Annotated in this window: 11 protein-coding genes; 6 read left to right on the top strand and 5 right to left on the bottom strand. The window is 55.3% G+C overall.

The window, feature by feature from the left end; genetic code table 11:
• Positions 1–276: 276 nt before the first annotated feature.
• Positions 277–1,851, bottom strand: a complete 1,575-nt coding sequence (locus tag G359_RS16700; protein WP_045837038.1) for a hypothetical protein — start codon at positions 1,849–1,851, stop codon at positions 277–279.
• Between the two features lie 1,103 nt (positions 1,852–2,954).
• On the opposite strand from G359_RS16700, the gene G359_RS16695 reads away from it, so the two are divergent.
• Positions 2,955–3,863: a hypothetical protein gene (locus tag G359_RS16695; protein ID WP_156150811.1), complete on the top strand. Its 909-nt coding sequence runs from the start codon at positions 2,955–2,957 to the stop codon at positions 3,861–3,863.
• A gap of 601 nt (positions 3,864–4,464) precedes the next feature.
• On the opposite strand, the gene G359_RS16690 is transcribed toward G359_RS16695, so the two are convergent.
• Complete coding sequence (locus tag G359_RS16690) at positions 4,465–4,746, bottom strand: hypothetical protein (RefSeq protein WP_210165516.1); 282 nt, start codon at positions 4,744–4,746, stop codon at positions 4,465–4,467.
• Between the two features lie 11 nt (positions 4,747–4,757).
• Complete coding sequence (locus G359_RS16685) at positions 4,758–5,813, bottom strand: tyrosine-type recombinase/integrase (protein ID WP_045837035.1); 1,056 nt, start codon at positions 5,811–5,813, stop codon at positions 4,758–4,760.
• Between the two features lie 379 nt (positions 5,814–6,192).
• Here G359_RS16685 and G359_RS16680 point away from each other — a divergent pair, with 379 nt between their 5' ends.
• On the top strand, positions 6,193–7,095 hold the full coding sequence (locus tag G359_RS16680; protein WP_045837034.1) for a hypothetical protein: 903 nt from the start codon (positions 6,193–6,195) through the stop codon (positions 7,093–7,095).
• A gap of 37 nt (positions 7,096–7,132) precedes the next feature.
• On the opposite strand, the gene G359_RS16675 is transcribed toward G359_RS16680, so the two are convergent.
• Together G359_RS16675 and G359_RS16670 are read right to left on the bottom strand one after the other, a co-directional pair.
• Positions 7,133–7,552: a hypothetical protein gene (locus tag G359_RS16675; protein WP_045837033.1), complete on the bottom strand. Its 420-nt coding sequence runs from the start codon at positions 7,550–7,552 to the stop codon at positions 7,133–7,135.
• Between the two features lie 49 nt (positions 7,553–7,601).
• Positions 7,602–8,255, bottom strand: coding sequence for a hypothetical protein (locus tag G359_RS16670; protein ID WP_045837032.1), 654 nt, complete (start codon positions 8,253–8,255; stop codon positions 7,602–7,604).
• Between the two features lie 1,040 nt (positions 8,256–9,295).
• On the opposite strand from G359_RS16670, the gene G359_RS16660 reads away from it, so the two are divergent.
• The 4 genes from G359_RS16660 to G359_RS16645 all read left to right on the top strand — a co-directional run bounded on the left by G359_RS16660 (position 9,296) and on the right by G359_RS16645 (position 12,525).
• Positions 9,296–10,348 (top strand): GIY-YIG nuclease family protein, encoded by a 1,053-nt coding sequence (locus tag G359_RS16660; RefSeq protein ID WP_197077598.1) that lies wholly within the window; start codon positions 9,296–9,298, stop codon positions 10,346–10,348.
• Positions 10,349–10,419: 71 nt separating this feature from the next.
• Positions 10,420–10,998 carry a hypothetical protein gene (locus tag G359_RS16655; RefSeq protein WP_197077597.1) on the top strand — a complete coding sequence of 193 codons (579 nt, stop codon included), beginning with the start codon at positions 10,420–10,422 and terminating at the stop codon, positions 10,996–10,998.
• Between the two features lie 83 nt (positions 10,999–11,081).
• Positions 11,082–11,537: a hypothetical protein gene (locus G359_RS16650; protein WP_156150810.1), complete on the top strand. Its 456-nt coding sequence runs from the start codon at positions 11,082–11,084 to the stop codon at positions 11,535–11,537.
• Positions 11,538–11,904: 367 nt separating this feature from the next.
• Positions 11,905–12,525 carry a hypothetical protein gene (locus tag G359_RS16645; protein WP_156150809.1) on the top strand — a complete coding sequence of 207 codons (621 nt, stop codon included), beginning with the start codon at positions 11,905–11,907 and terminating at the stop codon, positions 12,523–12,525.
• Positions 12,526–12,783: the final 258 nt, after the last annotated feature.

Here is a 12,783-nt window from a genome sequence, read left to right as displayed (position 1 = left end):
TTGTTTGCGCGGCGCTCCGAAATGGAGTCGGTCTGATATTTGAGCCGGTTACGCGGCCCAAGCAAGAGCAACGCTGATCTCTCTCTGAAGTGCGCCATCACTTTCGGATCGTGCCAGCACGGACAGCTCATTCCGATCGGCCTTAAGTCGTCGCCGCATGTGGCGCTCAGCCTGATGACCATGTGATCTCTTTCTGGGCGCGGGGCACCTCCCGCGCTCGGGATCACGTCAAAGCTTTTATGGCTGAACCTTGCACCTATCGTATCAGGATCGGTCCTATACCGTTGCGAGCTCATGCGAAGCGGCCCGGCGTGAGGCTCCCTTGGCCGCGAGCGGCGAAGACGCGAGATTGTTCGTATAACGGCCGATCAGCTTGAGGCCCTCGTCATTCAGGCGCAGGCCCATGACGATGCGACGACCGTTTTTGCGAGGCGCGGTGTCGCGCGCGTTAGTCCCCTTTCCGATTAATTGGCGGAGCCGGCGGCTGAAGTGCACGTTGTTGAGGCGGTATAAGGGATCCGTAGTGGGCGCGTATGCCGCGAACAGGTCACACGTACATTCGTGAAAGCCTTCTCCGATGTCGCAGAACTGCATCGCGAAGCGCTCGATGCCAGCATAGGCGAGGCGCTTTGCTTTACCGGTATGATGCGCCGACTTGAGCGCGTTATCCGCGTGGGGACCGACGCTTCCGGTAGAACTCTCGCCAGACTTACCGGCATGGGTTTCATCGGATTTGCCGGTAGCCGACTCAGTCTCGCCTGCGTTGACGTTGCCCGTAAGGCCCTCGGCGAGGTTGCCGGTAATTTCCACGGAATCTCTGACAAGGGGCTTATGTGGAATCTCGGCTTGAGTGTCGGTCGCACGCGCAGCGTTACCGGTAACCTCGTTGATCGCGTTACCGGTAAACATGCCCGCAATTTCAATGTGCTCTGCGGGCTTACCGGTAACGGCCAGTTTGTCGGCGGGTTTGCCGGTAAGAGCTGAAGCCTCCGGCGTCTTGCCAGTAGGCTCGGCAGGGACGGCACTGCACTTCCGCTCCTCGGCATAGAACCAAGCGAACGGCAGCATGAGGTTCAGGCACTGCAGGGTGAGCACGGTCAGGAAGATAAAAATCCCTTGAGCCTGCTCGGCGTCGATGGAAGCCCATTTGGCAAAGAGCGCCGCGCCGGGATGTGTGGTGCCGATCGAGGTGACCCATTCACGCGACTGCCGGATGAATTCAAGCCGGGCACGGTCCTTTGCCATCTGCGGCAGCGCCGCGACGGCGTTGGCAAGCTCTGAACGCAATGCGAAGACGCCGCCGCACATGAGGTAGGCCTCAGCTTGCTTCGCAGTGCAGTCTTTCGTGAGGTCGCTGAGCGTGCCTCCCTGCTTGCGCGAAATGCGCACAATCTTCGCCATCGCGGCTGCGATGTCGGCCTCGATTTCTGCTGCCGGGCGGATCTTGGCGTTTGCCTTGAGACGCGCTTCGATCTCGGCCTTCTCGGTGCCGAGGTCATCGGAGAGCATTTTCGACTTGGTGAGGCCCTGCGATTTGTTGGCATAGTTGACATTGTAGAACGTCAACTCGTTGACGGTGGTGTTGCAGACCGCCAAAGCCACCGCAGCCAGCATTGAGATCCCGGCGGCGAATTTCCGGTTGCGGAAAGCTTCGCGCGCCTTGATAGGTCCCAGAGCCTCAAGGCAGACGAAGACGGTCACGACGGCGAACTGCACGCAGCTCCCGACGAAAGAGTCCATCAGCGTCGAGACGGCATAGAGATTTGCGGCGAGACTAGCTGCGAGCATTGTCCCAATCAGGACAATGCCCACATGCTCATCGCACTTCATGATGAAGCGGTTCAAAAGCATAGTAATCCCCTCGTGAACGCAGACGTCGCCGTCAGCGGTTCAATGAAACCGATAACAACGCGGAACGAGGACTGGTCACGAGACTGGGCACGCTACAAAGACTGGGCGAAATTGCGCCTTCACCGGAACTGCCAGTGATCCTCCATTGGGGCGGCCCAGCAATCCATTTCGGTTGGTGCTAACTTTGACGAACGCTTCGCTAGCGTCGACGTCAAGGTTCTCTGTATTCCGCCGAGGCGCTACAAAAAACCTTCCGATTGATGAACGATGGTCGTGCAAATGTGCAAGCCGCTTGTTTTCTTCACGTGCATTTTTTTGACGCGTGCGCGCTGGTTAGGCGGTCTCGTTCATCGACGCTCGTATTCTATTGAGTATTCAATAATGAGGGAGTTCCATTTTCCTCAATTAGCTCAATCGATTGCTGTATAGTCTCGGAAGGCTTTACTTTATAAAAGTCAAGCAAGTCTTTACTTTTTGGTAATTCCACAGTTGCTTTCAAGTAACTTGTGGGCAGTGCGATAATATCGCGTCCGACGTTGCTGTGGAGTAAACCTCTGTTCGACTGCGTTCCGCGCTACACTGACTGACAGTGGGCGGGCTAAGGCGGTGTCGGTTTTGGCGACACGGCAACCCGATCTCGGTGTGTTCATACGATTAGGTAAGCTCTCATGTCGTCCGATTTGGCATTGCGCGCATGGGCGATAACTGCCGGTCAACACTGGCGGCGCCATGCGCAACTTTCACCCAGTACGCTTGCTGATTTCTTTAGTGCCGATGCGCTGAAGCTTTTGGCGTCGTCGAAAACCGGAGGGCACGACGCGCTAGGTCTCGCGCTAGGCTTTTTCCAATCTGTTGCGAAGCGTGCTGGAAAGCCCCCGTACCCCTGTGTTCTGTGGGATAACGAGCGACGTCGGGCTTTGACGCATGCCCAAATTGCCGCCAAGATCGGAATCTCTGAGGACTCGTTGGAAGCAAAGGGCCGTGGGGTACTTGCAGTTCTCACGGCCGAGAAACTGCTTGTCGTGGATTCCTCCGATCGCGATAAATTCGGCCGCAACTTCGGCTCACGGATCGCTATCGCGCACGGAACGCTTTATTCGCATTTGTGCCGCCTGAAGTCGAACGGGCGCACCCTTGGAGCAAAACTCAGGCTTCTCCTTGAGATTCAATCCGCCTTCGACCTGGATGAAGGGTTTGCGAATGTGGCGCTTGAAGACCTTATCCAGGCGACGAGATTGAAGCGCAGGACCGTCATCAAGCTCGTCAAGGAACTCATTGCGGACGGCGTCGTTGCATGCGTCGGGCCGAACCGGCTGTCCTTCCGTGCGGATGTGTTTGGCGCCGACGCTTTCGGTGCCTACGACGGCCCGGTCTTCATAGCCGAAAACCATGCATCAATACTTGGTTTCGCGGCCGTCAATTCCGGGTCTGGGGTCGATGAAATCCGAGTTGATGGCAGTGAAATCCCGGTCATATATACAGACTATTCTAGCCATATACCTACGTTAAATAGGGAAAGCGCTTTGCGCGCGTGTCAGCGAACAGCAGAAGCAGCAGCAGCAGCAGCGCGTTCTTCCGCGCGTGCGCGCGAGGCCGTTGCCGCGATCGAGGTCGCTCGTCCCATCGACGCACCAAAGCCCCGTTTGGGCATCGATGCATATCGGTCGCTGCTGGGAGCGTCGATCGACGAGCGTGGCTTCGATGGCTTGTCGGATGAAACCTATTTTGAACTCGCTTGTGAAGCAGTTCGCGGCCGTATGATGGCTGACCTTGAGCACCAGCGTGTTGCAACGGTCGCGGCGTTGAAAGACTGGGCGAAGGAGTGGAAGAGGATTCCGTATTTAGATCCGGCGAGCCTGTTCGTTACCCTTTGGGCAAGGGCGGAGAAACAAGACCCCAAGAAGCCTATCAGGAGCTTTTCATCGTTCTTCGCGTTTGCAATCAATGATTGTATCCAACTCTTCCGTCATTCTGAAATGAGGTTAGACGCGCCCGGACAAAGCAATACGTAGCCATCAATGAGACGTGCCTAATTGCTCTCCTGGCGGAAGGTAGGCCCCCTACCATGAGCGGTTCTCCTTGCCGCTGGTGGCCAAATGTGAAGCGGCAATCGCTATTCGATCTGTCTTCCGGCTTGGCTGTTCGATGTCCATTTGCAATCGGGTGCTAATTGGAAGGGCAGGACCCCGTTTTTTGAAAATATTGGGCACGCCATTGGGGGATTTCACGACCTTCTATGATTTGGCTCGTTAACGGGCAAGGTGCGCTTCCAGAGGCGGAAGGGGGAGCCGATAGCTTCGTTTCAGCGAGGAGAGGTTAGTGTCCAATTCCGCTTCGAAGAAAGTGGAAGAAATGGACCTGGGCGGGAGTCAGATGACTTCTGGGAAGTAGAAAAAGTCATTCGCCCAAAGTGCCACTTTGATTGTGTGTTAGGTAAGTTGAAGTTGCGGGCACCGTATTCGCGGTGACGGCGGCAACTTTGGATGCCGGACTGTCCCCGTGGAGTGCCACGCGAAATTCCGACACGGCAGAATTTGGTCGGCTCTAACGGCACGAACCAGGAGGATGTAACAATCCTCGGAATGTTCGTTGAAACTGAGACGAAGCCGTTGCTCATAGTTCCTCGTCGTCCTGAATTTCGCTTGTCTCGTCACTCAGCGCGAAGTCGAGCAGCCGTGCGAGTTTTGTGCCGGCGACATGGAGGCCGCCGATAACGCTGGCTGCGTGTCCTCGATCCATCTTCATCGCGAGTTCGGGCGTACCGTCTTCGGAAATGGTGACCACCACAAGGCTTTGAAGCTTGCCAGCCTCGGCCCGCACCAAGAGTTCGGCCAGAATCGCAACAACATCCTCGTCCGGCTCAAGTTCTTGTTTAGGTCGCGGGAACTTGATCAAAGTCGCCATTCCTATTGCTCCATGCTTTTGAGCCCAATTCCTTGAAGGCGATGGGGGGATGTCCGAATTTGATCGGCGCGCTGTGCGTACCGACACGGCATGACCAACGAACGATGCCGTGTGACACTCGCGATTGAGCGGATGTCGGCGCCATTTTCTGCGGCGGAAACGCAGAAGCCAACGCGAAGGGAATGTCCGGAATAGTGTTGCGCCTTGAGCTTGGCGGAGTGGCTGGAGAACCCGTGCTCAATCCTTGCGTGCTCGGCGAAGCGCGCTTTCACAATCAATGAGACGCTCTGTCCACTTAGTCGCTGGCGAATTTTTCCACTCTTCGACACGCTCCGGAAAAGGGGCTCCCCTGAGTGGATGTTTGATACTTCGAGCCAAGCTTCGATGGCTTTCGCGGTTTCAATCGCTTCGTCACGAGGAACCGTGACGACTTCGGGTTGCCCGCTCGCTGTCTTCGAGATTGCGAATGCAATTTCGATCGTTCTTTCTTTCATCCGGAGGACGCCCGTTCCGCGTTGTTCACCTCGACCTTGTTCGTGGAAGTCAAGACCCACCAACTCGGAACGTCGAAGCGCGAAGGTGTAGCCGAGCGCGAGGAGGGCCGCGTCGCGTCGATCGATGATTGATGGTCTTTCGACGGAAGCAATGGCGTTCAAGATGCGCAGTAAGGTTGCCCCGTGCAAGGGCTCGGCCTGTCGAGGGAGCCGGTACTCCAAATTGGCAATGCCGCGTAGTACGCGGCTGACTACTGGAGACGATGAGTCAAACGTCCAGCCTTTCGCTTCGTGACCGGCTTTTAGTGCGGCGATGATAGTGCGCAACGTTGAAACGGATTGACCGGCTGCGGCGCGCCCAGCGATGTAGTTTGCGACATCGACCGGAAGGGCCGGTTCGAGCTCTTCTTGATCTCGCCACTCGAGCCAGCCCTCGAGTGCCGCTGCATAAGCGCGGCGCGTTGTTGGCCGCAGCGACGCAGCGCTATAGAGACGGGCATGTTCTGAAAGGTGCGATGTCGTCGGATGCAGAGAGAGGGCGATATTGTTTGCGATCTCGGACATTCAATAACTCATTGAATCTCCTATATATATTACTAGCGATAAGAGAAATTTTCAATGTGAATTTGGGCTGACCGCCATTGATTTTGAATCTTCAATTCAAGTCGGGCAGACCTTCGAGACTGCTGAGCGTGCGCGGCGGCGGAAGACATAGCGACTCACCGGGCACCCAAGGAACCGCCGGTACTACTGTGCTAGCGAAGGAGTTTTGATAATCGACGAGAAGGCCGTATTTCGGAGCATGATTTGAGGGGGATCAAAACTTTTAGATTTTTGATAGATGAGTTATCGGCTCCCCAATGTCCTTCGAGCGATACCGTCATCGTGGTATGGATGCGAACGAACCGGGCTCGAAGATTTCGCATCACGCGGGGAAGCGATAGTGGCAATCAACATCGATTTTTCATCTATCGCGCTCACTACCATCGGCTCGATTTTTCTCATGGCCGTCGGATTGACTTTTCCCTTCGTTCGACAAGCGGTGGGGAAATATGTTGGCGGGTTCGTTCAGCATCATTTTGATCAGCGCATCGAAAATCTGAAATCGGAATTGCGGCGCACAGAACAGAAATTCAGCGCAGAACTCGATGCACGCGAGAGGCAGCTTCGATCAATTGCTGACGCGACGTTGTCGTTGCGGTCGGCTAGGCAGTCGGCGCTTGATGTCCGGCGGCTCCAAGCAGTTGAAAAGCTCTGGTCGGCTAAGATCGCCACTGATCAGATGCAAATAGCAGCGCGCTTTCTATCGAACTTGAACCTGAAGGAGGTTTTCAAAGCGGCGGAAGATGGAGATTCCAGAGTGCAGAAGCTTGCCGAAAATCTGCATACCATGGCCGGACTTGACGGCTTGGATATGAAGCCAGCTTCCGCACTTTCCGAACGACCCTTCGTGCCGGCCGACATCTGGGCGTTGTTCGGGGCCTACCAGAGCGTTCTCATCCAATCTGTGGCTGTGCTCAAAGCGCTCAGCAACGGTGGTATCAGATATCTCAATCAGGAAGATACCCTAAAGCCAATGATGATTTCCGTCTTGCCCGAGAAGAGCGAGTTCATCGAAAAGTTTGGCGCTAGTGGCTACTACTATCTGCTTGGAGCTATCGAGCAGAAGTTGCTGGCTGCCATTGCAAACTTTCTCCATGGCAGAGATCTTGATGATGAGGCCTTTCGGCGGGCGGCAGAAATCACGGCAGCGGTTCAGGCGATGACTAAAGTCGAAGAACCTGCCACAGATGTAGCGTCTCAAATTCCAAAAGAGCTACGCAACACTGACATTCCGTTGCCCTAGCATGTGGTTCGATTCAGGTAGATAATCTGCTCACGGCTCAACGGATGAGCCTGCAATTAGCGTCTGCATACTTGAATACCTTTTCGGTATCCCAGCGTTTCGTGTCATCGCCCAGCTTCTTATAGGCGGCGGACGACATCGCGTGCCATGCTTCGCCCAAGACGAAATCAACCGATGGACCCGACAGGCCTCCCCATAGCACCGCAATTTGTGGGCTTGCGGCTTTCTGTTCTTCAGGCGTCAATGTCGGGGCCAGAGCGAGAAATTTTCGCCCCGCGTCTATGGCGATTTGAAACAACCGATTAGCCTCAGCGTCCTCTTTAGCGAAGACGGTGCACTCCATAGCGCTGAGCGTGAGCTGCGATAGTCGTATGGCCCCTTCGACCCGCGTCTCGGCGGCGACCGGAATCGCGGGCAGGAGAACGCTCAAGCTAACGCCCTTCAAGATGGTCTTCATCTCTGACCCACTGTATCTGGCAATTTCGTTTCGGGTGTCGTCGTGTCCGTCATTTTTTCTTGGGGCTGCGCCTCTTCGGTTTCTCTTCGATGCAGTCGTGATTGCCTTCGATCTCAAACGGGATGACGGCAAGCTGCAACAGGTCGACGTTCACGTGGAACGTTTCGCCGTCAATGTCGGGGAAGGAGAGGAACGCGTCGTCCACCTCGCTGTCGCCGTAGACGTCAAGATCGATCATGAAGTGCATCAGGAAATTCCAGCCGCTGACGCCCTCGTTGTCGAACTCGTGCTCCGGGATCTTCTTGCCCTTCATGCGCACGGGCGAATTAGCATCGGGATCGACCGCAACCACGACCGGCTTTTCGTGCCCAGCAAACAGCATTCCGACGGCGTAATCGTTATCGATCGGAAGCTTCCAGCCGGGCCCTGTCCCTTTCAATGTGCCGTAGTCTTCGAGGAAGTTCACCCACAAGGCGTGGTCGAGGTTCACCGCGATCGAATGCGTCAGCGTGTTGAAGGCGATGATGCCGCCATCGGCAACGCGGCCACGCAGGCGCGCGACCTCTTTCTCGCCGCCCGCGATGTAAAACATATTGGGCCTCGGGCGTCCGGCCAATTGAACTTTCAGCGTGTACGTGATGCCAGCGTTCGCGCCGCCGCCGTCTCCGCCGCCACCGGGGAACCCACCGCCTATGTCTCTCATGCTCGCGCTCACTCTCGCTCATCCTCTATTGCCTCAATTCTTAGCGAAGCGGATCACGGTCCGGAAGCACGGTATGTCGTCGGGGTCGGTACTCGTCGGTAGCCGGGACCGGAGGTGACAGCCGCAGCGTCCACTGCCAATGGGGGTCGCGCCCCCGCGTCCTGCCGCAGCGTCCACCCCACCGGCAGGGTCGCCCCGCAGCGTCCAGTCTGACGTTGGTGCCTGTTGTGCACGGGCCGTCGGGGTCGCCATCTGAGACAGACCTCACCAACTATTATTTATGTAGGCGCAACTTGAGTCATTAGGCCAAGCGGGATCACTTCAGAAATCGCCTCCCAACTCAAAGTTTGAGGTGTTCCGAGGTGCTTAGTTTTGGTTCGAATGCGACTTCAGGTCCGGTCATCTTTCCGACCGAGACTGCCATCATGGTCGAGCCAGAGTCGATAATTTTTCTCGTCGCATACATAGACTGGGGGCCAAGGCGATTTCTCACCATAGAAGCCCGTACCCAGCCCAAATCTTCGAGCGATCATCTTTTCGAGATCCAAACTCGCTCGCGCTCAAGTTTACCGGCTAAAAACCTCTCACTCGTCTGCTTCGCACTTTTGAAGTCTGCCAGCCACGTCAGAAGATCAAGCAGCATCTCGCCCGAAACAGCATTTGCCAGTTCGTCAAGAATGACGTCCTGGCCCTTCGTAAATTCTGCAAAGTCTTGTCTTGTTCGCTTCCATCGGCGCATTGGATATCCACTCTCTAAAGCCGCCGGGCAGACGGACTATCGTGCAATCTCAAGCCTCTCTGCGGCATCGGTCGGCTGAGGGCCGTCTAAGTATGATGCTTAGATCTTAGCCGACTGCTTCCCGATTATGAGAGGGTTTAAAATGACGGGAAGCGCGAATCAAAGCTCTGCGTAAAATGGATCGGCGTGCCTGCGTACAGCTCGCGGAGGCAGGGCCTTGAAAGCGATCCAAATCAACAGGCAGTGGTGGGAACATCTAGCGCCAAAAGTCATGCACCGGCGCCTGCATGAAGTTGAATCAATGCTACGAAGCTGGTGCCGCACTGGCTACGGCAAGCACTGGCTAACTGTCGCACGAGAGCGCGGCGGGCTCATGCGGGTCAAACCCGGTCAGATGATCCCAGTCGTGCACATGGTGGCACTTGGTGATGAACCGATTTTCATAGTGCCCCAGCAAAGGGTGCAAGTCGGACACCGGGGCGTAGGCTCGTGCGACTTTCGCTCCGGACGACCGCTCGAAGAGGGTGAACTCGCCATCACTCCAGAAATTCGGTTGGAAATCGTTGAAGATCCGGCGCTCATCGAGGGGGGACGGTTGGAAGCTCTGGGAAGAGACTCGACGATAACGCTCCTCAACGTCAAAACTCCAAGCGCAATCTTTTCGTCGCCGGCACAACACCTCATCGCCCCGTCATCGTGGCCAAAGAAAGCCTTCGTGCTTTATCAGCACATTTTCGGGCACAGCGGTTCATATCCTGGCGACGGTTACTTCTACGTCGGCGTAACAACGCGCAGCTGGCAATTGCGCTGGGCTGAACACCGCCGGGCCATTGAAGCCGGAAGCCCTCTCCTATTTCATAGAAAACTGCGAGACGAGCTAGCCGCCGGACGGGTCACCTACATCCATCATAAGGTGATGGGTATTACCGATGACCTGGAGGCACTTTATTCGGCAGAGGAAGCGATTGTCGAAGGGCACTGGATCGATGCTCGTCGGCTAAACATGATTCCTGGTGGCAAGTCCGGACTTCGATACTTACGCGAAAATGGAATGCTTGCTGATCGCGTGGTGCCTATGCCCGACGAGCGGGACCGTATTCTAGAAGCTTGGCTGCGGGACCACCCGCGCAAGGGCCTTCCTGCTCCTTGGGTTTCTGAGAAGTGGAAAGACGACGCCTGGGCAGTTGCGCAGATCTGCGGGCGTGACGATCGACTTTCCGTAGATCAAGTTCGTGCTATTCGCGAACTTGCGAACTCGTTTCCGGTTCAGGAGATCGTCGTGCGGATCGGCGCACGCAATACCGATCAAGTTCAACGCGTCCTTGATGGTAAGACTTATAATCGCGTCGTCTAATGCCCCTGCGGCTATGCTCTTGACGATTAATAGCCACCCGCCATAGTGGCGAACTGTATTGGGGGGATATGATGCAATTTATAATCGAGAAGAACCGTTTTTTTGCCTTGGCCGTCTCGGCCACGCTAATTTCAACCGCCCAGTCGGCATTCGCAGAGGAATGCAAAACGATTGCAAATCCGTCAGCTCGATTAGCCTGTTACGACCGAAAGGCGGCGGAAATGGATGGCAAATCCACACAGGCGGGCAAGGCAAAGGCAGATCAACAATCGGGGTTTTCGGGTTGGGAAATTCATCGAAGCAAGGATTCGATGACCGACAAGGTGTCCTGCCTTCTCCTGCCGGTAGGGAAACCGCACATTCAGATTTCCAGCCGTGATCTCTACATAAGCTATCGCGCGCGAGGCGGTGTCGGTGGATTTCAGTACAGGATCGATAACAATCCGCCATCGGGAATGCAGCTGCCCACACAGATAGAGCAGCAAATAGGGGCCGTTCACATTGGCGACGATAATTTTCAACGGATAATGGCAGGTTCTCGTCTTAGGGTGACGACCCTTACGGTTTTAGGAAATTCCATCGAGGAAGATATTCCGATCGGTTCAGCAAAGCCGGTATTTGCAAAAATGATGATGGAGTGTCCGGACTAGCGCGAGCTTTAGGATTTCGATTTTTCCGGCGAGCGGGTGGTTGTGGCGTTGTTGTCAGCATGACTAATTAGATAGGAAGCGAAATGCGAAAAGCTGGCTTTGTAGTACTATTCCTCTGCTCGATTGGAACTGCCTACGCCGACCAGATCGCGACTTTGGGAGACGGTCGTCAGGTCTTGCTCAAAGATGACGGCACTTATCAGATCCAGCCATCGGCGCCAAAAGAGCACGAAACGGCGAGCTATGCCGATCTTAAGCTCGTCGATCTCAAGGTCGATATCAAAGAGCTTGAGGGCCAGCGAATTCGGACCTTGGGAAAAGGCATGTATGTGGGCGATATGTTCATGCTCACGGACCCGGCTACTGCTTTCGACATGAACGGCATTGCCGTGGACATCTCGAAAGTGCCCCGCGAAATGCGGAAATGGATCGTCACCAATTGTGCTACCGGCTGCCGCGCGACCGTGGAGGGCGAAGTGCGCAGCGACATACACGGCTTCATGCCCGGCATTATGGCCGACACGGTCAGAGGACGGTAGGCCAGATAGACGAAGCCGGGGCGTGCATTCAAGTGGCGCTAGGAGAGCTGGCCGTCGCCTTCTGGTTCAATCCTTTGGCGTAGGTCTTCAACGCGAGCGCCGGGGCTATAGTTCGCCAGCTCTCTCAAGCCCCCAATTCGTCATCGAGCCACAAATCATGCTCGAAGCCGAGCCTTTTAGTCTCGGCCTCGAGATGTTCGTCGGTGCGTTCACCACAACCCGGCGAAATCTACCGCGAGCCCTACGAAAATTCTGTTCAAACACGAGACGACACAGTGCCTGTCCGACGTAGCAGGAGATATCTATGGACTCCGGGCAGGCTTCGATCCGCGCCTAGTCTGCTGCGATGTGTTCGTGCGCAGATTCTTTGACGGTCGAAAGTGTAAGCGAATTGGAAGGCAGCATGTTCACGGGAATGACTATGAGAAGAATTTTATTTTCAGTCGGGCTCGCTCTTCTGATCGCAACGCCGGCGTTGGCGGAATGGCAAACGCATACATATGCAGACGCCTTCAACGGCGACAGCTACTATAGCTACGTTACGCAAGGGAACATTTTTAGCGCTGCAGAAGCGGGGTTCAGCTGCACCGCTGGGCAAAGCGAGCCGACTCTTATTTATGTTCCCGACGGCAGGAAGCCAAATGACGACGATACCAAGTACCTCAAAACCAATCCGAAGATGTCACTGGTTGTTATCGTGGACAATGATCCGCGAGTTGAAGTTCCGGCTTCTTGGGACATCATTTCGAACAGCTACCGCTTCATGGGCAACGGACCTAACGTGTTAGCCTTGTTCAATCGGGCATTAGCCGCAAAAAAGCGCTTCGGGATAGCAATCAAGATCGACGATTCGATCCAATCGCAGAACACTTATGAGGTTGAAGGTTTGGCGGTCGCGCTACAGTTTGCAGAGACAAACTGTAAATTGAAACTCGAGCAAGAGAAGTCGGACAAGGCCCCTTCTCCCAATACTGCTGAAGCTCATTGAGCCTGCCACGGAGACCTCGCTCGCTTTGCAATGATGGCGAGGTGGAGTTCTATTCCCCATACCGGCCGGAAATGGCCAGCGAAAAGACGAATTTTCAATAGAAAATGGGGCGTTGTATTACGAAAAGAATGCCTGCATTAATCGAGGCAAATGACTGTGCGTAGGGGCTGTATGCTGTAGGTCATGCCGATATGAACGGCCGCTGAATCTCAATTGCCGACATCGAGCGGTGTGCGACCGGCAAAGTGCGAGCACAAA

The sequence above is a fragment of the Hyphomicrobium sp. 99 genome (genome assembly GCF_000384335.2).
Taxonomy (GTDB): domain Bacteria; phylum Pseudomonadota; class Alphaproteobacteria; order Rhizobiales; family Hyphomicrobiaceae; genus Hyphomicrobium_B.
Note: the sequence above shows the minus strand (reverse complement) of the source record. Positions and strands in the feature narration are given on the sequence as shown.

Bases quoted from the DNA above. Each gene is read 5' to 3' on its own strand.
- G359_RS16700 (WP_045837038.1), bottom strand. From the start codon at position 1,851: ATGCTTTTGAACCGCTTCATCATGAAGTGCGATGAGCATGTGGGCATT.
- G359_RS16685 (WP_045837035.1), bottom strand. From the start codon at position 5,813: ATGTCCGAGATCGCAAACAATATCGCCCTCTCTCTGCATCCGACGACA.
- G359_RS16675 (WP_045837033.1), bottom strand. From the start codon at position 7,552: ATGAAGACCATCTTGAAGGGCGTTAGCTTGAGCGTTCTCCTGCCCGCG.
- G359_RS16670 (WP_045837032.1), bottom strand. From the start codon at position 8,255: ATGAGAGACATAGGCGGTGGGTTCCCCGGTGGCGGCGGAGACGGCGGC.
- G359_RS16660 (WP_197077598.1), top strand. From the start codon at position 9,296: ATGCTACGAAGCTGGTGCCGCACTGGCTACGGCAAGCACTGGCTAACT.
- G359_RS16655 (WP_197077597.1), top strand. From the start codon at position 10,420: ATGCAATTTATAATCGAGAAGAACCGTTTTTTTGCCTTGGCCGTCTCG.
- G359_RS16650 (WP_156150810.1), top strand. From the start codon at position 11,082: ATGCGAAAAGCTGGCTTTGTAGTACTATTCCTCTGCTCGATTGGAACT.